The organism is Mucilaginibacter sp. P5_A6, from assembly GCF_056400585.1.
On sequence record NZ_JBFUKZ010000042.1, the window covers coordinates 1 to 24,567 of the forward strand.

The 24,567-nt window shown below is 39.6% G+C and carries 5 protein-coding genes; all 5 read left to right on the plus strand.

Features of this window, described 5'->3' with window-relative positions; all coding sequences use genetic code 11:
• Positions 1-22 precede the first annotated feature (22 nt).
• Entirely contained in the window at positions 23-5,563 is a 5,541-nt protein-coding gene (locus AC1DO4_RS26710; protein ID WP_477420820.1) for an amino acid adenylation domain-containing protein, read from the plus strand.
• A 90-nt stretch (positions 5,564-5,653) separates the two neighbouring features.
• Positions 5,654-13,363, plus strand: coding sequence for an amino acid adenylation domain-containing protein (locus AC1DO4_RS26715; protein WP_477420816.1), 7,710 nt, complete (start codon positions 5,654-5,656; stop codon positions 13,361-13,363).
• Positions 13,364-13,476: 113 nt separating this feature from the next.
• The gene (locus AC1DO4_RS26720) at positions 13,477-14,220 is read left to right on the plus strand and encodes an aspartate/glutamate racemase family protein (protein WP_477420817.1); all 744 of its coding nucleotides are present in this window, start codon (positions 13,477-13,479) and stop codon (positions 14,218-14,220) included.
• A 66-nt stretch (positions 14,221-14,286) separates the two neighbouring features.
• Positions 14,287-20,730 carry an amino acid adenylation domain-containing protein gene (locus tag AC1DO4_RS26725; protein ID WP_477420818.1) on the plus strand — a complete coding sequence of 2,148 codons (6,444 nt, stop codon included), beginning with the start codon at positions 14,287-14,289 and terminating at the stop codon, positions 20,728-20,730.
• 96 nt (positions 20,731-20,826) lie between these two features.
• Positions 20,827-24,567: amino acid adenylation domain-containing protein (locus tag AC1DO4_RS26730; RefSeq protein WP_477420819.1), on the plus strand; the 3,741-nt coding region annotated here is incomplete at its 3' end.

Here is a 24,567-nt window from a genome sequence, read left to right on the forward strand (position 1 = left end):
GATAAATTTAGAGCAGGTAACCATCTTAAACCTTGCCGGTGAAGTGTTTTCTGCCAATTTATTGCAGGGGCTGGATGCTGCTAAGATGGAAATTAGAAATTTATACGGGCCATCAGAAGATACCACTTACAGCACCTTTTACAGGCTTAATGGCACAGAAGAAATTGTACCTATTGGGAAGCCTATAGCGAATACGAAAGCTTACATTTTAGATCCGGATTTAAACCTGGTACCCTTCAATGTGCAGGGACAAATTCATTTATCAGGGGAGGGACTAGCTAAAGGTTATTTGAATAAGGAAGAATTAACCTCCTCGTGTTTTATCGATAATCCGTTTGAAACCGGTCAAAAAATGTACCGTACCGGCGATTTAGGTAGATGGATGGCGGATGGAAATATAGCGTTCGATGGCAGAAACGATTATCAGGTAAAAATACGCGGATACCGTATTGAACTGGGTGAAATTGAAGCGGCAATGGAAAAACACGATGCGGTTAAAAAGGCGGCGGTTATTGTAAAAACGATATCAGGTGCCGAATTTTTAACGGCTTTTTATACTTTAAAAAATCCGGCAGAAATATATGAAATAAAAGCTTTCCTTGAATCTTTCCTTCCGGGATACATGGTGCCAACCTATTTTAAGTATTTGGACGAAATGCCTTTAAGTCCTAACGGGAAAATTGACAGGCACGCCCTAAATGTAATTGAAACTACGGGATCCGAAAATATTGCTTTTGTGGCACCGGGAAATGAGTTAGAGGAAAAATTATTAAGCATTTGGCAGCAGGTTTTAGGCGTTTCCAAAATTAGTATGGTGGATGATTTCTTCAGCATAGGCGGGCATTCGCTGAAAGCCAGCGAGCTGATTTTTCAGATTTACCAGGTATTAGGAATACGACTGGATTATAAAAACGTGTATGCCAATAGTACAATTCAAAGTCTGGCTCAAATAATCCATTCGCAAAACGCTCCGAATTTTCCGGAAATCCCTTTGGTACCCAAACAAGATCATTATCCGATATCACAAGCTCAAAAGCGCTTATGGATGGTAGATCAGATGGAAAATAACCAGGTTGCTTATAATATGCCCGGTGTTTTCATATGGGATGGGGAGTTAAATAAACCGGCTCTTGAGTACGCGTTTGAAGAATTGGTTAAACGACATGAAAGCCTGCGGACCGTATTTATTTTGGTAAATGGCGAACCTCGTCAGCAAATACTGGCAGCGGCATCATTTCCTGTTAGTTTGGAAGAAATGGATTTTTCATCGGAGCAAAATTCTCGGGAAAGTATGATAGCGCTGGTTGAAAAGGATATCAATACGAGTTTCAACCTTGCTGCAGGTCCGCTAGTGCGTATGAAATTAATCAAGCTGGGAACCGATAAATTTGCGGTTTACCTGAACATGCACCATATTATTTCTGATGGTTGGACGGTTAAAGTGCTGATGAATGACGTAACGGAATTATATCGTTCTAAAGTAGCTGGTATTCCTCATAATTTGCCAGAATTAAAAGTTCAGTATAAAGATTTTGCAGTCTGGCAGAATAATTACCTGACTTCACAAACAGAAAAACATAAAGAATATTGGCTTAATCAGTTTTCGGATGAATTACCGGTGCTGGATTTTCCGGCAGATTTTTCCCGCCCTGCTGTTAAAACCTATAACGGAAATACGGTTTACCTGCAACTGGATAAGTCAGCAGTAGATTCCTTTGAAACCTACTGCAAAACAAATAAAGTCACTTTAACCACTGCTTTAATAGCAAGTGTTAAATCACTTTTACATATCTATACTGGTCAGGAAGACCTAATTGTTGGCACGCCTGCAGCAGGGCGGGAGCATCCTGATTTAATACATCAGGTTGGTTTTTTTGTAAATACGCTGCCCATCAGAACCCGTTTTAACGGTAAAGAAAGTTTTAGTGTTTTGTTGCAAAAAGTGAAGCAGTTGATGCTGGATGCGCAAGAATATCAGGCTTACCCAATGGAAGATTTGGTTGAAAATTTATCCCTTATGCCGGATAGAAGCCATTCCCCATTATTTGATGTGCTTGTTTCTTTATTGGAAGAAGAGCATGAGTCATTCAATTTGCCGTCCCGCATCAGTAAGTACGATTTTTCATTTCAGTTTAGAAAGAATTTAGAAGGACTTTTACTGGCTATAGAGTACAATACAGATTTATACTTCCCTGAAAAAATGGAGCGCATGCTGATCCATTTCAGTAATTTGATATCAGCAATAGTAAACGGAACCGATCAGGCAGTTAATCAGCTGGATATATTAAGTCCGGAAGAAAAAAATAGCCTGTTAAATACGTTAACAGATACAGTTACAGATTACCCCAAGAATACCACGATAATTGATCTATTTGAAGAGCAGGTTAGCAAAACACCGCACGCCATTGCGCTTGATTTTGAAGGTAAAATACTCACTTACAATGAGTTAAATATAAAAGCTAACCAGTTAGCAAATTATATCGGTAGCCAGTATACCGTATTGCCAGATACAAAATTAGGAGTACTGTTAGAGCGTAATTCAAACATGATTGTGGCGCTGCTGGCTATCCTAAAATCTGGCGGAACATACGTGCCATTAGATCCGGCTTATCCGGTTAGCCGATTGCAATACATTTTGGAAGATACTGACGTGCTTGTGGTCATTACAGAGGGCGGAGAATTGTATAAGCAATTGAATGGAGAAACCATTCAATTGCTGGATTTACAGGAAAAGGCTGCAGAAATTGCTGCTTACAGTACAGAAAATAACCTGAACCAAAATGGACCCGAAGATCTGGCCTATATCATGTATACTTCCGGCTCTACCGGGCCGCCAAAAGGAGTGATGGTGAAGCACCGTAACGTAGTCCGTTTGGTGAAAAATACAAATTATTACGATTTTAAAGAAGGTGACAGGCTTTTGCAAACCGGGGCTTTAACCTTTGATGCAACCACCTTTGAAATTTGGGGCATGTTGTTAAATGGCGGTCGCTTGTATTTGATATCGCATTTCAGCCTCATGGATACACAGTTGCTGAAAAAGAACCTGCATGAAAATCAAATTAATACAGTTTGGTTTACAGCCTCCTGGTTTAATCAATTGGTTGACATTGATTTAGAGGTATTCAGTAAGCTTCAATTTTTATTGGTGGGCGGAGATAAATTGTCGCCAAAACACATCAATAAAGTAAAAACGGCTTTCCCTGATTTAAAAATTATCAATGGGTACGGACCAACAGAAAATACTACATTTTCCATATGTCATCATATAAATCGGTTTTACGAATGTGATATCCCGCTGGGTAAACCCATTGCCAATAGCACCGTTTATATTTTAAATGAAACCGGCAATTTAAGTCCGGTTGGCATTAAAGGTGAAATTTGTGTTGGGGGAGACGGGCTAGCTCGTGGTTATCTGAATCACCCTGAGTTAACGGTTGAAAAATTTATCGATCATCCATTTGAGCCAGGCGAAAAGCTCTATAAAACTGGAGATTTGGGTCGTTGGTTAGAAGATGGTACTGTTGCTTTTATGGGAAGAAAAGATTCCCAGGTAAAGATTCGGGGCTATCGCATTGAAATGGGCGAAATAGAAAATACGCTATTAAGTCATCCCGCTATTGGAAAAGCGGTAGTTACAGTAGCTAATTGGGACGGATTACAAGATGAGATCCTGGCTTATTTTACATCTTCCAATCCACTGGATGGTGCTGCGTTGAAAACGTATTTATCTCAACGGTTGCCTTTATACATGATTCCTGCTCATTTTATCCAGTTAAATAAAATACCGCTTACGGCAAACGGAAAAGCAGATTTAAGGGCATTGCCTAAGCCGGAGTTGCTGCAAAATATTAATCAGCAACAATCTGCTTTCGACACTAAAGCAGAAAAAAAGCTCGCCGAACTTTGGGAAGAGATACTAAGAGTGAAGGTAAATGGTCCTCACGATGATTTCTTCGAAATGGGCGGTCACAGCTTAAAAGCAATGCGTTTGCTAGCGGCTATTCATAAAGAATTCCAGGTTCAGATTGAGCTAAGAACTATTTATCAGCATCCGGTACTGCATACATTGGCAATGCAAATCGAAAATGCAGAAACCGGAGTTACAAACCAGATAAATCCTATTCCTTATCAGGATTCGTATGAGTTATCTTACACTCAAAAAAGCCTTTGGACTGCGGTACAATTTGGGCATGAGCAATCGGCGTATAATATTGCAGGAGCATATCTTATCGCTGGGAACCTTAATAAAAATGCTTTGTGTAAAGCGTTCGAAGAGGTGGTAAAAAGACACGAAAGTCTGCGAACAAATTTTGTATTAATTGACGGTGAACCCCGCCAGGTAATTCATAATCCGGAAGGATATCCGCTGCAGGTTCAAATTTCTGATGTACGGGCGGTAGAAAACCCCATGGCTGCTGCTTTGAAGATTATAGATGAGGAAGCCAAAACGGCTTTTGACCTGGAAAAAGATCAGCTTATTCATTCCCGCTTGTTACGGATTAACGATTCGGAATACATTATTTTCATGAACATGCATCATATTATTTCTGATGGATGGTCGATGGATGTTATACTTTCAGAACTACTTGCTGCTTACCATGCTTTTAGTAACAATACACCGCTTGCTTTGCAACCACTTTCTATCCAGTACAAAGATTACGCTGTTTGGCAACATGCTAACTTACAGGGTGAAAATCTGCAGAAACTGGTAGGTTACTGGAAGGGTAAATTAGGAGCTAAGCAGCCGATCCTAAATTTACCGTTTGATTTTGAAAGACCGTTGAACCCATCTGATAAGGGTGATACCCTTGAATTTATCATCGATGAACAGCTTACTGCTCAATTAACGCAACTGGGCAGGATTAATAATTCCAGCTTATTTTCGGTTCTGCTCACATCGTACAATATTCTACTTCATATACTTACCAAGCAATCTAAATTTATTTTGGGTACTTCCGTAGCCGGACGAACAAATTATGAGCTTCAGGCACTCGTTGGTTACTTTGTCAATATAATACCTGTTCAGGCAGAAATAGAAAGCGCACTTACATTCAACCAGCAGCTTCAGCAGCTTGATGCCGGTTTTAAGGATGATATGTTTCATGCGTTACTTCCAATTGATGTGCTGTTAAGAGAATTAAAACCTCAAAGGCACCCCGGAATAACGCCTTTATTTCAGTGGCGTTTCGTCTTCAATGATTTCGCGAGCAGCATTACAGAACTCAACGCCCAATTAAACAGCGGTACTTCTCCGTTAAAAATTTCAAATATAAATCTGCCTAGTTTGGGAGCTAAATACGAAACAGATTTCCGACTAACCCGTGATGGAAATATGCTCACAGGAAGTGTAGAATTCAGGCTGGATCTGTTTAAGCGGGCTACCATCGAAAAAATGGTTAACAGTTACCTGGACCTGCTGAAAAATATCATTGAAAATCCGGATAAAACAATCAGCCATTTGGAGAGCCTGATGAATCAGAAAGCGGTTGACCAGCAAAAAGAAAAGCAAGCAAAGTCTCTTAATAAACTCAAAAGCATCCAATCAATAAGCCTAAAATAAGCTCTGTCATTTATACATCATTCCATGTTAGAAGTAAATCAAGGGATGAGTTAAAGGCATATCAATCAAGATTTAATAAATCATCAATCAATGAATACATTATCAGGGTACCGCATTTCACCGCAACAACGCCGTTTTTTAACGGTGTATAACCATACAGCAAAGCTTAATTCTCAATTGGCTTTTACGTGCGATGAAAACATTAATACCGATAAATTAAAAAAAGCTATTACCGGCTTTTTTGATAGTGATGTTATTTTTAAAACCACCTATCATCAAATTTCAGAACCGGCCAATGCTTTGCAAATACCCGGCAATAAAACCTTGATTAAATTTTTGGATCATCCGGAAGAAATCTCAAGAGATGAAGCCCTTAGCGGACTATTGCAAAACGAAATTAATAGGGAGATTAATGTATCCGAGGGGCCGCTTATTTGGGTAAAGTTAGTGAGGCTGCAAAATAGGGAGCTATTGGTTAGTATTACGCTGCCCGCTGTTACCGCCGATTTACGAACGTTAGAAATTATAGCGGAAAAAATATTCAGGGTCTATGAAAACGGTGCTTCAATTAAGGAAGAAGAAGCGCTAAGCTATTTACAATTCGCTGAGTGGCAAAATCAACTTTTGGAAGAAGAAGAAACCCAAGAGAGCCTGAAGTATTGGCGCAACAAAAATGTAAGCGGCTTAAACCAATTCCTGGCTTTTGATAAGGATATTGATACTAAAAAAGAATTTGCATCTGCCAGCCATGTATTGGATATAAAAAATAGTTCTTCCGCTTTACTAAAGAAAAATTTACCGGATTATTCATCCGAAGAAATTTTGTTTGCCTGTTGGAATTTGCTTTTATGGCGCCAGTTTGAAACTACCGATTTTGTTTCAGGCTACGTACATTTTTTCAGGGAATATGAAGAATTACAATCACTTTGTGGCTGTTGTTGTAGAACCCTGCCGTCCCACTGGAAGTGGGATAAAACCTGGCTTTTTAAGGATGCACTAAGCCAGGCAAAGCAGGAAATCGAAACCATAAGCAGCCACAAAGAAGCCTTTGAACACCATGTTTTTTTCAAAGCGGAAATAAAACCAAATAAGCCCTATACCATTCCTTATAGTTTCGAATACGCTGAAACTAGTTCAACCACCCTCGCCAAATCACAACAGTTTACCCTAATCCAGACCGCTTCATTTACCGAGAATATCAAGCTGAAACTGGTATGCAAGCAAGTAAACGAAACCATTTCCATAGAACTGCAATACAATGCAAATGCGTTTAAAACGGAAGCGGTTTTATTTCTGGCAGATGCTTTTGAAAATATTTTAAACGAGGTTATTTCAAATCCTGATAAGCCCATACTTCACGTGAGCTTACTGAGTGATTCMTATAAAACAAAACTTCTGAAAGAGTTCAATCAAACTTCTCAACCGCAGTACTCTTTTGATACGGTTAGTCAGCTTTTTGACAAAATGGTAGCAACTTTTTCTGCTCATGTGGCGGTTGTCGCCGGAGAAAATCAGCTTAGTTATCAGCAACTTGATCAAAAAGCGACCCGGTTGGGGATGCATCTAAAAGAAGTTCATGGCGTTAAAGCCGGAGATTTGGTTGGCGTTATGTGCCGTAAGAATGAAAACCTGATGGTCGCATTAATGGCGGTTATAAAATCGGGTGCGGGGTTTGTACCCATCGATCCAGCTAACCCGGAAGAACGAATCAATTTTATACTAAAAGATAGCGCCGTTTCGGTATTGCTAAGTGAAACGGTTTTTGAAGAACGGACAGCTTCGCTTCAAATTCCGGTGTTATCGATAGATAATGCTCCTGAATTTATAATCACAGAAGCAGTTTTGAACCAAAGATCTGCCGAAGATGTTTTATATGTTATCTATACTTCGGGTACAACGGGCAAACCAAAGGGTACTGTTATCCAGGATAAAGCTTTACTGAATTATGTGTCCTGGTTCACAGATTCTTTTAAAATCAACGCAACAGATAGTTCTATTTTACTGGGATCTTATGCGTTCGACCTGGGATATACCAGCATCTGGGGAATGCTGCTGAACGGTGGAACGCTGCACCTCGTTAATGATGAAATGGTTAAGAATCCAGATTCGTTAATCGATTATCTTGTCGAAAACGCAATCACTTTTATAAAAGCTACTCCCTCGCTGTTCCATACGTTAACCGCTTCCGCACAATTTAATACGCTAGGTAAAAGTACTTTACGTTTAATCTTGTCAGGAGGAGAACCAATTCGTCCGAATGATTTGGAGAAAATAATTACGGTAAAACCTGAAATACGCCTGGTCAATCATTACGGACCTACCGAATCAACAATCGGAACCATAGCTTATAAAATTGATAACAAGCAAATTGCTGAATATGCGATGTATCCGGTTATCGGCAATCCGATTACCAATAATTCGATTTATATAGTAGACGAATCGTATGCGTTGGTTGCTCCCGGAATCGATGGAGAAATCATGATTTCGGGTAAGGGTTTGGCTGCCGGATATTTAAGAAAGGAAGAGCTCACAACCGAAAAATTCATCGCTGATCCCTTTAATCCAGGGCAAACGATGTACAAAACCGGCGACATTGCCAGGTGGATGCCTGATGGAACCATTCTGTTCAGGGGCAGAAGAGATGACCAGGTGAAAATACGGGGCTACCGGGTAGAATTGGAAGAAATTCAAAAGGTAATGCAATCCCTTACCGGCATCGATAGTACGCTGATCGTACCACGACCATCAGCAGATTACGGATTAGAACTGGCTGCTTATTTTATATCGCAGGAGAAAATAGATACCGCGGAATTACGGACGGCTTTACTGGAAATTCTTCCGGATTTTATGGTTCCTTCATATTTCGTTAGTCTGGATAAATTCCCTCTTACTGCAAACGGGAAGGTTGATAAAAAAGCCTTGCCTGATCCAACACTGCTGAAAACTGAAAGCAAACATACGGCTCCGCATACCGAACTGGAAAAAAGTCTGGCGGTGATCTGGGAAGAAATTTTAGAATTTGAAAATATCGGTGTTCACGATGATTTTTTTACGGTGGGCGGTCATAGTTTAAAAGCGATCAAACTGGTTACCCGATTATCAAAAACGCTGGATATTAAAATCAAACTGCAGGATGTTTTTATTTATTCTACCATATCCAAACTTGCCGCTTTTCTTCATGAAAATAGGGTGGTTAAATTTGCACCGATCTCCGTTTTGGCCAGTCAGCCTTATTATGATCTTTCGCATTCACAGCACCGCCTTTGGATTTTAAACCAGTTAGAAAATGACCAGGTTGCTTACAATGTACCAGCCGCTTGTATTATTGAAGGGAAACTGGACGCACAAGCATTTAACAAAGCTTTTGTAAAAGTAACCGAGCGCCATGAAAGCTTACGTACCACCTTTATTGCGATTGATGGGGAGCCTAAACAGCAAATACATACACCCGGTGAGCTTTCATTTGAGGTTAGAAATATCGATTTCCAAACAGATTTAAACAAAGAAGAAAAAGCTCAAAAATTTGTAGAAGCGGAAGCTAATAAGCCGTTCAATTTAGAAGAAGGTCCGCTTTTACGTGTCCATTTATTGCAACTGGAAGCTGAGAAATATGCCTTTGTATTTAACATGCACCACATTATCTCTGATGGATGGTCTATTGGTGTACTCATTGAAGAAGTTTTAACGCTTTACCATGCCTTTAGTCATAATGAAGAAAATCCGTTACCGGCATTAACCATTCAGTACAAAGATTTTGCAGCATGGCAAAATCAGAGACTTCAAGATGAAGAAGTTAAGCAGGCACAGGCTTACTGGTGGGGAATGTTTAAAGATGAATTCCCGGTTTTAGAATTTCCTGGAGATTATTCACGCCCCGCTATTCAAACCTATAATGGCGATCAGGTAGACCTGTTGTTGGATAAAACTTTTAGCGAAAAATTAGTTCAGTTTAGCCAGGAGCAATCTACTACCTTATTCATTACCCTGTTGTCATCGGTTAATGCGTTGCTTTATCATTACACGGCGCAGGAAGATATCGTAATTGGTACACCGGTTGCCGGTCGGGAGCATCCAGATTTGGATAACCAAATTGGTTTTTATGTAAATACATTGCCGATACGGTCGCGTTTTAACGGTAGAGAATCATTTGCAATGCTGTTGCAAGGTGTTAAAGAAAACATGCTGAAAGCGCAGGAGCATCAGATATATCCGTTTGATCGGCTGGTAGATGACTTGAATTTGGAAAGGGATTTGAGCCGATCTGCTTTATTTGATGTGATGGTTTCACTTTCTAACCCGGACACCGCTGCAAAACAGTTCGAGAAATTCAAAGACATTCAGGTTTCAGAATTTACCATCCCATCTACCATCAGCAAGTTTGATCTTTCTTTCGATTTTCAAGAAACGAAAGACGGAATCAAGGTTAGTATTGAGTACAATACCGATTTGTTTACGCCTTCCCGGATGGAAAGAATGTTGAGGCATTACCAAAAAATGCTAAGTGAAATTGTTCAAAACGCCAAACTTCCATTAAATGAGGTTGATATTTTATTGCCTGCAGAAGTAAAGTTGCTTTTGGAAGATTTTAATGATACCATTACACCATACGACACCGAAAAAACAATTGTAGCAACCTTCTACGAACAGGTTGAAAAAACACCGGATACTATTGCGGTATCATTCGGAAGCAAATCAATAACGTATGCAGAGCTTAATGAACAGTCAAATCAGTTGGCGCATTATTTAAGTGCCCAACTTTTATTATCTCCCGATTTACGGATAGGATTACTGTTGAATCGCTCTGAAAAAATGCTGGTTGGTGTTTTAGCGGTACTTAAATTGGGTGCAGCGTATGTTCCTATTGATCCGGAATACCCGCTCGAACGGGTTGAATATTTAATACAAGAGAGCGGTATTGATATTTTGGTAACTGATTCTGTAGAAATGCTCGATAATTTATCAGTTTCTATAAAGGTGATTAATTTGCATGCGGTTCGGAATGAAGTAAACAATTGCGTAAGTAGTAACCTCATCAATCAAATCCACGCAGATAACCTGGCATACATCATCTTTACTTCAGGTTCTACCGGAAACCCGAAAGGTGTAATGGTGAATCATCGCAATCTGAGCAATATAGCTAATTCATGGCGTGATGGGTATAAATTGAATGAGTTTAGCCCTTGTTTATTGCAGTTAGCCAGCATTTCTTTTGATGTTTTTATGGGAGATTTTTGTCGCTGTTTATTAAACGGCGGGAAAATGGTTGTTTGTCCCGGTGATTTTAGAGGTGATCCGATTGCTTTATATGAACTGATCGAACAGCATCAAATCAATATCCTGGAGACAACGCCAGCCATTATACTTCCTTTAATGCATTACATTCATGAAAATAACCTGGATGCATCTTTCATTAAGCTGCTCATTTTGGGTTCTGATAGTTGTTTGGTTGAAGATTTTAGATGGTTATTGAAATCATTCGGAAACCAAACGCGGATCATCAATAGCTATGGTACTACAGAGACCACCATCGATTCTTCTTATTTCGAATCACCTGTGTCGGTGCTGCCGAAAGAAGGCAATGTGCCCATCGGAAAACCGATGCACAATACCAGTTATTTTATTCTGAATAACAATAAAAAGCTTGTCCCGGTAGGTGTAATTGGCGAATTATATATCGGCGGTGCGGGAGTTTCTAAAGGTTATTTAAACCGTGATGAGCTGAATGGAGAGCGTTTTATTCAATTACCATTATCTGTTCATTCCCAAATAGTTTATAAAACCGGCGACAGAGCTTGTTGGCTTCCCGATGGTAATGTTGCCTTTTACGGTCGTAATGATAACCAGGTTAAAGTTAGGGGATACCGTATTGAGTTAGGGGAAATTGAAAATATCTTGTTGCAGCATCCCGCAATAAAGTCGGTTGCTGTGCTGGCAAAACCCGATCAGGATGGGCATAACCGTTTAATAGCTTACTGTTCACTTAACGATGTGGAAGCTATTGCAGACATAAAGGAAAGCATTAAAAGCAAGCTTCCTGAATACATGGTTCCTTCATTTTTTATGATTTTAGACAAGCTGCCGCTTACGCCTAACGGTAAAATAAATCACAAAGCCTTACCAAATCCGGATATTAATGATTTGAGAAATCAGAAAGAATTCAGTGCTCCGGTAACTGAAACGGAGAAAAAACTGGCTGCAATCTGGGAACGGATTTTAAAGATTGATTCTATTGGAAGCAATGACCATTTCTTTGAACTGGGCGGACACTCGTTAAAGGCCACACAAGTAATTACACAGGTTCATAAAGAGTTTGGCGCATCTATACAATTAAGAGATCTCTTTACGAATCCTGTTTTAGCTGACTTAGCGCGTATAATTGATGCTAAAGAGAAGACAGCTTTTGAAAAAATAAGGCGGATTCCTGTTGCAGACTATTATCCTTTATCGGTAGCACAAAACCGATTATGGATTCAGGATCAAATGCAAGAAGGTTCGGCGGCTTATAACGTTACCGATGCTTTTGAAATGGAAGGGAAGCTATCCTTGCCAGATTTTGAAAATGCATACAAAGAGGTAGTTAACCGTCATGAAAGTCTCCGGACCACTTTTATGGTTCATGAGGGTGAGCCCCGCCAAATTATTCACGCTATTGATAGTAAGGAATTTAAAGTCACTTATCAGGATTTAAGAGACAAGCCTACTACGTTAGAATTAGTTCAGATAATGGTTGATGAGGACTCAGCAACCATTTTTGATCTGAAGAAAGGACCGCTTATCAAGGCCACGTTATTACAGCTTACCGATGCACAGCAGGTGTTTGTGCTAACCATGCACCATATTGTTTCCGATGGCTGGTCGTCAGATGTGTTCTTGACAGAACTGATGAAACTCTATCATGCTGGCATAAGTGGTTTGCCAAATCCACTGCCCGCTTTAAATATACAATATAAAGACTATGCTGTATGGCACCGTAACTTGTTAAGCGACGCCAACCTGGAAACACTGCAAAATTATTGGCGCAATCACTTTGCAGGTGAAATTCAAACGCTTAATTTATTGACGGACAATCCTCGTCCTAAAGTGAAAACTTATAACGGAAGCACGACAACCATAGATTTTGGTGAAGAGTTAAGTCAGCAACTTCAATCTTTTTCTAAACAGCATAGTTTGAGTTTATACATGACTTTGTTAGGTGCAGTGAAGGTTTTGCTACACAAGTATACCGGTCAGGAGGATATTATTATTGGGTCGCCAATATCAGGACGTGTGCATAGTGATTTAGATGCACAAATAGGTTTTTATGTGAACAGTTTGGCTTTGCGGTCAAATCTTAATCCGAATCAATCTTTTGCCGATTATTTACAATCTCTGAAGAAAACGGTTCTTGATTCTCAGGTACACCAGCTATATCCATTTGAAAGTTTGGTTGAAGATCTCAAGCTGGAATACAGGTCAAACCGGTCACCGGTTACAGATATCTGGATGCAATTGTATAACCAAGAAGTGGAAGCAAATTCAGAAATACTGGGAGGGTTGAAAGTAAAGGAGTTTAAAATCAACCATACTTTCAGTAAGAATGATATCACTTTCAACTTCGTTAACAATGCCGGATTAGTGAGTTTGATTACGAATTATAACACAGACCTATTTGAAATAACCACCATTTCAAAAATGCACGATGATTTGATTTTGCTGACCGATAAACTAACAAAAAATGCAGCATTGAAACTTTCAGAAATTGAATTAGCTGCAAAGAATGAAAGTGATGCGTTTTTGGAAACCATGTTTAACCTCCAGTAAGTGATTTTCATGTTCACATTTTCCCATCTTCCTTTTCAAGCCGAACATTCCTTTTTTCATCCAGAACGCAGTGGTGGGATTTCTATTTACAAAAACCATTTAAAACATTTTTGATGATAAGTAACAAACGCGTAGGAATCATTGGCGGTATGGGCACTCAAGCCGGCGCCAGCCTGTTCCAGAAATTAATTGATCTTTCCCCTGCCGACAATGATCAGGAGTTTATGGAAGTATTAATCCACAGTAATTCACAAATTCCGGATCGTACCAAAGCAATTGTTTACGGCGAAGAATCCCCGTTAAGGGAAATGACCCGCTCTATTGATCTGATGAATAAATGCGGTGTAGAACTGCTCTTACTAGCGTGCAACACCGTTTATTATTACTATGATGAGTTTGTAGAATACGCAGATGCCACGGTTTTAAACCCAATACACTTATTAAGGGAGTACGTTATGGAGAATGGATATGAAAAAATAGGGATTCTGGGAACCACAGGAACCATGACTGCCAATACGTTCGGCAATGAATTAAGGCAATATGATAAAGAAATTATTAAACTCGATTCCTGGGAGCAAGAAAACCTGTTTATGGAATCCGTTTACGGAAAAGACGGTTTAAAATCATCAACTATTTCTCAGGAAGCGATTGATAAAATGCACATTGCTGCCAGCTTGTTAATTAGTCGCGGTGCCGAAATTATTGTAGGTGGCTGCTCTGAGATATCCTTTGCTCTAAAGCAAGATGATATACCTGTGCCATACATCGATACTATGGATTTGATGGCGCAGAAGGCAATAGAGGAATGTTATTATAAAGAGAAAGTGTTGAGTGGAGTGTTGAGTATCAAGTCATGACTTACAACTTAGAACCCACAACTCACAACCTACAACTCACAACCCACAACTTTTAAAAAAAATAWAATGATTCATATCGAATTTGGAAAGAAAGTGCAGCAAGCACCTTTGAAAATTGCAATAGAGGAGGTAAACCGTGCGATTACTTATGACGATCTAAATAAACAAAGTATCGCCCTGGCATCTATTTTAAAGAAATTTGGTGTAAAGAAAGAAACGGTTGTTGGTGTTGTGCTGCCTTCCGGGATTAATTTAGTTACCTCGATTTTAGCAACTTTCCGTGTAGGGGCTATTTACTTACCGGTTGATATTGGATTTGCACCTAAACGACTCGCTGATATTTTTGAACAGTCTCCCTGCGAGCTTATCATCAGCTGTACAGATTTGGAAGAAGATGTAATTTCTTTAGTCAAAAATTTTAGTCCGGAAACACAGCACATTATTTTATTAGGGGACGATGAACCTTTTGTTCTGCAAGCCTCGGGCTTAGAATTTAAAAGAGCTGTATCTTTGGTAAATTTACAAATCGCTCCGGATGAAGTGCTTCAGCCAGACGATGCCAATTATATATTTTATACATCCGGTTCAACCGGAAAGCCCAAACCTATTTTAGGCTGTCATAAAAGTTTAAGCCATTTTATTGCCTGGGAAATTGATGAATTTAAACTGGATGAACAGGTAAGGGTTAGTCAGTTAACACAATTCACGTTTGACGCATCACTTCGGGATATTTTTGTTCCACTTTGCGCAGGAGGTACTTTATGCATTCCACCAGCGGAGGTAAAATCTAACTTCTCCAAGCTGATACAATGGATAGAGCATTCGGAAGTTACATTGATCCACACGGTTCCGTCTTTATTCAAACTGATCACTAAAGAATTGCAGCAATCGGAAACGAAAGAACGGTTTAACAAACTCCAATATTTCCTGCTGGCTGGTGAATCTCTTTTCGCTAAAGATTTGATGAACTGGAGGGAACAGGTTGGTGAACATGTGGAGGTGGTGAATTTATACGGTCCGTCTGAAACAACGATGGTTAAAACCTACCATCGGATTAAAGAAATTCCATTAACCCCATCAGAAGGTATTCATGCAGGTAAACCCATCGCCAATACATTTATTGCCATTTTAAATAGTAATAAGCAACTCTGTAACATTGGCGAAAAAGGGGAAATTTATATATGTACTCCTTTTAAAACCAAAGGCTATTATCGTAATCACGATTTAACTAACCAGGTTTTTATTCAGAACCCGTTGGTAACTGATTTTAAAGATATTGTTTATAAAACCGGTGATTTAGGACGGTATTTGAAAGACCGCAGCATCGAAATTTTAGGACGAATAGATGATCAGATTAAAATAAATGGGATTCGTATAGAGCCCGAAGAGGTTAGAAAGCCCATTTTGGATATATGGGGCGTAGAAGAAGCCTATGTAACAGGTTATAAAAACAACGATAACCTGCACGAGCTGGTTTGTTACTACACCGGTATAGAAAAAGACGATGCCGCATTCAGAAAGGACCTGATATCAGAACTGAATGAGAATATGATTCCGTCTTATTTCATCAGGCTCGAGGAGTTTCCTTTAAACAGCAATGGTAAAATCGACAAAAAAGCATTACCTAAACCCGAAGGATTTTTGGTAAAAGAAAACGATTATGAAGCTGCTGTAACCGGAACCGAGCAAAAGTTAGAAGAAATTTGGAAGGAAGTGCTGGGCGTAAACCGTATCGGCAGAAAAGTGTCTTTCTTTAATTTGGGCGGAACATCATTAAAAGCTACCCAAATTGTAACCCGTATTTTCAAAGCTTTTAATGCGCAAATAAGCATCCGGGTTATTTTCAGTTATACAAGTATTGCCGAACTGGCAGCATTTATAGATAAATCAACTAAAGGAGGGTCCGAAGAAATTAAGGCAATTCCAGAAGCTGAATTTTATGCGGTTTCCCAAGGACAGAAACGATTGTGGATTTTAACCCAGCTGGAAAGTGATGCAGCTGTTTACAATATGTCGAGTGTGTTTGTCCTTACGGGGACATTAAATATCGAGGCATTGCAAAACGCTTTCAGTAGGGTAATCGAACGGCATGAAATTTTGCGCACCACGTTTATCATCCAGAATGATGAAATAAAGCAACGTGTGCATCCTGCCAAAGAAATTAATTTCGATCTACCGTACCTGGATTTAAGAAATGATGCAGATGCTGCATCAAAAGCAACAGAGATTTCTACTTCAATAGCTTTGTCTTATTTTGATTTTGAGCGTGGACCTTTATTGAAAGCAAACATCATCCAAGTAGGTGAAAACCGGTATATGTTGCCTTTTACCATGCATCATATCATTTCGGATGGCTGGTCCATGGAGGTTCTGATTAAAGAACTGTTGTTCGTATATCAATCTATTGTAAATAATACTGCATTAAATCTTCCGGCATTAAAAATTCAATATAAAGATTACGCCTCCTGGCAGAGCGGGCAGTTACAGGGTATAAAACTGGAGCAGCATAAAGCGTATTGGCTGGATAAATTAGCTGGATCATTGCCAGTATTGGAGCTGCCTTATGAAGGTACCCGCCCGGCTCTAAAAACTTTTAATGGCGCAAGTAGTACCCATGCGTTTGATGAGGAATTAATTAAAGATTTTAAAACCCTGTGTCAACAAAACGGTACCAGTTTGCACATGGGTTTACTGGCTGTAATGTATGCGTTGTTTTACCGGTACAGCGGACAAACAGATTTTATTTTGGGTTCTCCGTCAGCCGGGCGTATTCACCAGGATCTGGAAAATCAAATTGGGTTTTATGTAAACCTACTTCCTTTACGCACCGTATTTGAGCCCACAGATTCTTTTATCGCCCTTTTGGCAAAAGTAAAAGATACCACGTTGGGCGCTTATGAACATCAGATTTATCCGTTCGACAGGTTGGTGGAAGATCTGCAGCTTGCCCGTGAAATGAGCCGTTCGCCCTTGTTTGATGTAGCGGTAATTCTTCACAATACCTCGATCAAAGAAAAACAGCTGGATGAAATTGCCGGACTTTCTATTGAACGTTTGGAGCCTGAAACCACATTGAGTAAATACGATATGCAGGTTAATTTTTACGAGCAGGGAGATGGTTTAACGCTTAATTTGGAGTACAATACCGATCTTTTTAGCAGTGATCGCACCGCACGAATGATTCAGCACATGAATCAGTTCATGCAAAATGTAACCGCTAATGCCAAAAAAAGTATCAGCGCGGTAGATATTCTTACCAGCGAAGAAAGGCATGCACTTGTGTACGATTGGAATAATACAGTAGTACCTTATTCGCATGAAAAAACTATTCATCAATTATTTGAGAACCAGGTTCAGATAAATCCTAACGGGATAGCTGCCGAACAAAACGATGCACAGCTAACCTACCGGGAACTGAATGAACAGGCTAATCAACTAGCCAGGCATTTATTAGAAAACGGGTTGCAAAATGGTGATAATGTAGCCATCATGACTGACCGGAACTTGAACATGCTGGTTGGAATGCTTGGTATTCTGAAAGCCGGTGGCGCCTATGTGCCAATCGATCCGGTTTACCCGATAGACAGACAACTTTATATCTGTGAAAACTCTGCAATTACCTTATTAGTTGCAGATCGTCATTACCCGGTTATAAATGAATTACCTAAGAAAGTGCCGTTCATAGTGATTTCCGCAGCTATTCTTTCCTCTTATTCCAAACATAATTTTGATTTTATAAGTAAATCCAGCCAGGATCTTGCCTATACCATTTATACTTCCGGATCTACCGGCAGACCAAAAGGTGTTATGATAGCGCATCACTCGGCGGTAAACCTTATTGAATGGGTTAACAAATCTTATAAAGTTGATAAAAAAGATCGCTTGCTGTTCATCACTTCTATGTGTTTTGATCTCTCGGTTTATGATATTTTCGGAATGTTGGCTGCTGGTGGTACGGTGGTTATGGCAACGCAAGATGATGTAAGGGATGTTGCCCGCCTTAAAGGTTTGATGATGGATAAGCAGATTACCTTCTGGGATTCTGTGCCTACTTCCATGAACCATCTTATTGCCGGATTGGAAGATGATAACGACGGTTATGTTCAAGATTCGCTTCGGGTTGTGTTTATGAGCGGCGATTGGATTCCGGTGGATTTGCCTGGACGGATTAAAAAATATTTCCCTGTAACGGAGGTAATCAGTTTGGGAGGCGCAACCGAAGGTACCGTATGGTCAAATTTTTACCCTGTTAAAGAAGTAAAAGAAAGCTGGACGAGCATCCCGTACGGAAAACCTTTGGACAATAACTTTTTTTATATTCTGGATGAATCGTTAAATCCGGTGCCGCAAGGTGTTCCCGGTGAGCTATTTATTGGTGGCGCAGGTGTTGCCCGTGGCTATGCGAACGATCCGGAAAAAACTGCTTATTCATATATAAATGATCCTTTCAACCAGTCGTTAGGTGGAATGATGTACCGCACCGGCGATTTAGGGCGCATGTCGCCAGATTGGAACATGGAGTTTTTGGGAAGGAAAGATCATCAGATAAAGATCAGAGGTTTCCGTGTTGAAATTGGCGAAGTAAATACCACTTTGGTCCGAAATGAATCTATCAAAGAAGCAATTGTAGTTGCCAAAGGCGAAAAGAATAACAAGTTTTTAGTCGCCTATTTTACCAGTATTTTGGAACTAAAACCAGAGGAGCTACGGACTTTCTTGTTAGAGTTTCTTCCAGATTACATGATCCCCAGTCATTTTATCCAATTGGATAAAATGCCGTTAAATGCCAATGGTAAAGTAGATCATAAAGCACTTCCCGACCCTAAAGACTTAGATTTTATAAAAGGAAGAACGTTTACAGCTCCAGTAACGCAAACAGAAATCAGGTTGTTCGAAATTTGGAAGCAGGTTCTAAATCTCGAGCAGATAAGTATTACGGACGATTTTTTTGCGATTGGAGGACATTCGCTAAATGCAACCCGGATATTGGGCAGAATACATAAAGAATTTGGAGTACGCATGGAGCTTAGAAACATGTTTATTTATCCAACTATCCAAACAATGGCGCCGATCATAGAAAGTTCATTAGAAAAAACTTTTCAAGAAATCACGCCGGTTGAAAAACAAGAATATTACGAATTATCGCATGCGCAGCAACGGCTTTGGCTGGTAAACCAAGCAGATAAAAATGATCTTGCTTACAACATTCCAACGGCTTATGAACTTGATGGAGATTTAGATATTGATGCATTCGAAAAATCGTTCATGACCTTAATTGAACGGCATGAAGTTTTGCGGACTACATTCGTTTTACACGAAGGGCAACCTCGTCAGCGTATTTCTGAACCCGGTAAAAATGGTTTTAAGGTTGAGCAATTTGACATCACCTTATCTCCGAATGTACACGAGGAAACACGAAAGTTAGCAGAAGCCGAAATGCCTTTCGATCTGGAAGAGGGTCCGTTGTTAAGGGCTAAAATTATAAAGCTGGAAGCAGCAAAATACCTGTTCCTGTTTTCTATGCACCACGTCATCTCTGATGCCTGGTCTATGGGCGTTATCATCAATGAAATAACGCTGCTTTACAGTGCTTACAGCAGGAACGTACCTGTTTCATTGCAGCCGCTTGGGGTTCAGTACAAAGATTATGTATACTGGCATAAAAGCCAGCTTAATGAGCAGCATATAAAAAACCACGAAAACTATTGGAAAAATCAGTTTAAAGGAACGCTATCTGTATTAAGCCTGGAAACAGATTTCGAACGCCCGATTGTAAAAACGTATAACGGCAACGTTCTCCTTCACACCATTCCACATCAAATTTTTCTGGCGATTCGTGAACTATCTGATAAGAAAGGTATATCGCCTTTTATGGCTTTAACAGCGATGGTTAAAGCGCTTTTATACCGCTATACCGGGCAGGAAGATATCATCATTGGGACGCCGATTTCTGGTCGTGATCACTATTTGCTGGAGAACCAGATTGGTTTTTATGTAAATACGCTGGCACTGCGAACTGTTTTTAACGGCAACGGAACGTTTAATGAACTTTTAGAAGATGTTAAAAATACTATCCTTGGTGCTTTTGAGCATCAACTTTATCCGTTTGACGAATTGGTAAATATGCTGCAATTAAAAAGAGACAGAGGCCGCAGTCCATTATTCGATGTGGGTATTGAATATCAAAACATGGGCATGCAGGAGGAAGAGGTTAAAGAGCTTAACGGAATCACCCTTAAATTATTTAAAACAGCAAATAAAATTAGCAAGCTCGATCTTTCTTTCCGATTTTTTGAAAATGAGGGGCAATTAAGCTTGGCTTTAGTCTACAACACAGATATGTTTCTTTCAGAAAGCATTCAATTGCTCTGCGACCGGCTCATGATGATCCTTACAACGGTTATTGAAAATCCGGATGTAAGAATTGAAGATATTCCATTAGCTGATACAGAAAGCAACGGTTTAATGGATGYTAATGCGGTCGGTGAGTTTTTCAATTTCGATTTTTAAAATAGGAGTAGTCTTGAATCTAACGTCTCAAATCTCAAACGGCGAAACCCTCTTGAGTTCGATGTAAAAGCAAATAACTACGAAAACTCTTTTGTAATGAAGATAGATAGAACAAAATATACAAACAGCAGTTACAAGCCCTATTACGAATATTGGGAGCAATTTTTAGCTGATGATGGGGATGTGCAGACTTTTAACTTTTACCAGAAGAATAACGGAATTCTTACTCAAAAACCCGAGTTGGATGTGCATTCATTTGAGTTAAGTGATGCGGCGGTAAATGAGCTAACCTGCTTGGTAAAAGAAAGTGATTCTGGAATTTTGGTGGTTTTGGCTACTGTTTTTAGCTTGCTGTTGCAAAAATATACCCATCAAAAGTGGATGGTTATTCATACACCATTGTTTAAAGATAATCGTGTTCAAAACAAATGCGAAAATTTTACGCCACTTGTCTTAAATCCTAAGCAAGCTCATACCCTAAGAGAGTTTTTGGGCGAAGTAAAGAAAACCGTTTCTGAAGCGTACAAGTATCAAAACTTTCCGCGGGTACTGTTAGGTAAAAACCAGGCAGAGGTGTTTCAATCCAATATTCTGATGAGTTTCGATAACATTCATCACTCTGCTTTGGAGATTGCGTCTGAATATGATTTGCATCTAAACATCGAAAGAACAACTTTCGGAATAAAGTTATCCGTCTTTTTTAATCCGATGCGTTTTGAGAAAGAGTTTATCCAGCGCATGGAAACGCACTTCGATAATACGATAGGGTACTTTTCAAACCTGAATTTCCCGATAAGTGAAATTGATATTTTACCTTCCGAAGAGCGCCGGCTGCTGTTGTTTGATTTAAATAATTCGCCGGCTAATCCTGAAAAAGAAAACACGGTGCTTGGCGTTTTTGAACGGATAGCCTTAAGTTATTCCGATGAAATTGCGATTGATTTCGGTGAAATTAAATTAACCTATCATTCGCTTAATCAAGACGCAAATAAGCTGGCAAAACAGATCAGAGATACGTATCAAATTAAACCGAACCAGGCAGTCGGAATTTTGCTCCCACGTTCTGAGAAGATGATTATTGCGCTTATTGCCATCTTAAAATCAGGAGCGGCTTTTTTACCAATCGATGTTAACTATCCTGCTGACCGTATTGCGTATTTGCTGGAAGACTCTGGAACGGCCTTATTATTAACTGATTCGTCTGTAAATACGGCTTTGTTAACTGATTATTCTGGTGCGTGTATTTATCTCGATCAGACATCGGATGAGGAAAGTTTAGAGAATCTTCTTCCAATCAATAAGCCAGCAGATTTAGCATATATTATTTATACTTCCGGATCAACCGGGAAGCCAAAAGGAGTGGAGTTACAACATGATAATTTTATCCACTACATCAGCTGGGCTAACGATTATTATTTCTGCGGACAAAAAGAAATATATTTTCCGCTTTTTACTTCACTGTCTTTTGATCTTACCATAACTTGCATTTTTACCACTTTGCTTCGCGGCGATACGCTTTTTGTTTATCCCGATAGCATGGAAGCGGCGGCTATTCTTGAAGATATTTTTGATCCGGAAACAGCTATCAATGCGGTTAAGTTAACTCCTTCGCATATTAGCCTCGTAAGTCATCTAAACTTACAAAAAACCAATATAACCCATCTAATTACAGGCGGAGAGGCGCTTACCACTCCGCAGGTTAGGTGCCTACAAACGCTCAATCCGGCTATTAAAATTTATAATGAATATGGTCCAACAGAAGCWACCGTTGGCTGCATAGTAAAAGACGTGCTTGATGCGGAACATATAACAATAGGTAAACCGATAGTTGATACCCAAATTTATTTGATGGATGAGTACGAAAACCTGGTTCCATTTGGGATAAAAGGTGAGATAGTAGTTGGAGGTGCAGGTATTGCCCGGGGATATTTGAATAAACCCGAACTCACTGCCGAGAGATTTATTGCTAATCCTTTTTCACAAAAAAAACTTAAAATTTATAAAACAGGGGATATCGGCAGACGGCTTCCAAATGGCGAAATCGAATATTTGGGTAGGTTGGATAACCAGGTAAAAATCCGGGGAAACCGAATTGAATTGAGTGAAATTGAACATGTTTTAATCAGTTACCCACAAATTGAAGAAGCATTAATTACGGTTAAGGAAGACGCCGGATCAAAAGCTTTAGTAGCTTATTTTATGGCATCCACCAGTTTAAAAGCAGAAATTTTACGTCAGTTTTTAATTGCGCAATTACCTGATTATATGGTGCCCTCGTACTTTATTCAATTAGATATCTTCCCGTTAACAACCAACGGAAAGATTAACAAAAAGGCGTTGCCCAATCCCGATAAAGCAGATCACACATCGGCATACAATGCTCCTTTAACTGAAAAAGAAGAAATAATCCAGAAAGTATGGACACGGGTTTTAGGTCGGGAGAGGATTAGCGTGGATGCGAATTTCTTTGTAATTGGCGGTGATTCTATTAAAGCGGTACAGATTTCATCCTTATTATATCAAGAAAGCCTGCAGATTAGAGTATCAGATTTATTAGCAAATCCGACAATTGAAAGTCTGGCATTACTGGCAAAAGATATTTATGAAGCCGCACCACAGGGTTTTATAAGCGGAAAAGTTCCGTTAACACCCATACAGTACGACTTTTTTAAATCGTCACGGAAGTTTCCGGAGCATTTCAATTTTGCTTTATTGTTTAAACTGGATAGAGGGACCAAAGAAAGTGCAATCAAATCTATTTTCAGCAAAATTCAGGATCACCACGATGCATTAAGAATAACGTTCGATTTATCTGGTTCAGAAGTTACTCAGATAAATCACGGAGCCGATTATGGATTTTATTTGGAAGTGGTTGATTTACGGGAAGTTTTCGATGAGAAGGAGGCTTTAGAAAAGCATGCCGAAACTATTCAATCAAGTTTTCAATTGGCGAGCGGACCTTTAATGAAACTGGTATTGTACCGTTTTCCGGATAGCGACCGACTGTTAATTGTGGTACATCACCTGGTAATGGACGTAGTTTCCTGGCGGATAATTTTTGAAGATATTACCACTTTATTCCAACAATATCAGGTAGGTGAGGTGTTACGTTTGCCACTCAAGACGGATTCATTTAAAGACTGGGCGCTGCAATTGCAATCGTACGCTAATCATCCCGACTTTCTAAATTCAGAAACGCCTTATTGGATCCGGATTGCACAAGAACCTAAACAAATTATTCGGACTGATTTTGAACCTGAAGTATCCCTACTGGAAGATTCTGAAAAATTTGTATTCACACTGGAGGCAGAATATACCGAACGTATTTTGTTTGCTGTCAGTGAGCGCTTTAATACAGAAATAAACGATGTTTTATTAACGGCACTGAGCTTGGCTGTAAAACAAGTGTTCGGCATCAATAAGCTGTTGCTGGATATGGAAGGTCATGGTCGTGAAGAAATAACCGAGCTTAACATTACCCGCACTGTCGGTTATTTTACATCTACTTATCCAGTTTTTATAGATAGTTCGGTTCACGATGATCTGGAAAATCAGCTGCTGGCTGTAAAAGCGATGCTAAAAAAAGTGCCGTTTAAAGGCATTGGATATGGACTTTTGAAGCATTTATCCCCTACAAAATATGCGGCTGAAGTAGAGGTGAGCCCGCAAATCTGCTTTAATTATTTCGGTCAGTTTGATAGTGATATTGATCAGCTAGCTATCCCCATGGCAACGGAACCAACCGGGCACACACAAAATACTAAAGAGTGGAGGCATGGTTATATTTTTTACATAACGGGCTATATAGAAAAAAACGAACTCGTAGTGCGCATTGAT

Excerpts from the sequence above, each read along its gene's own strand:
- AC1DO4_RS26720 (WP_477420817.1), top strand. The coding sequence starts at position 13,477 with ATGATAAGTAACAAACGCGTAGGAATCATTGGCGGTATGGGCACTCAA.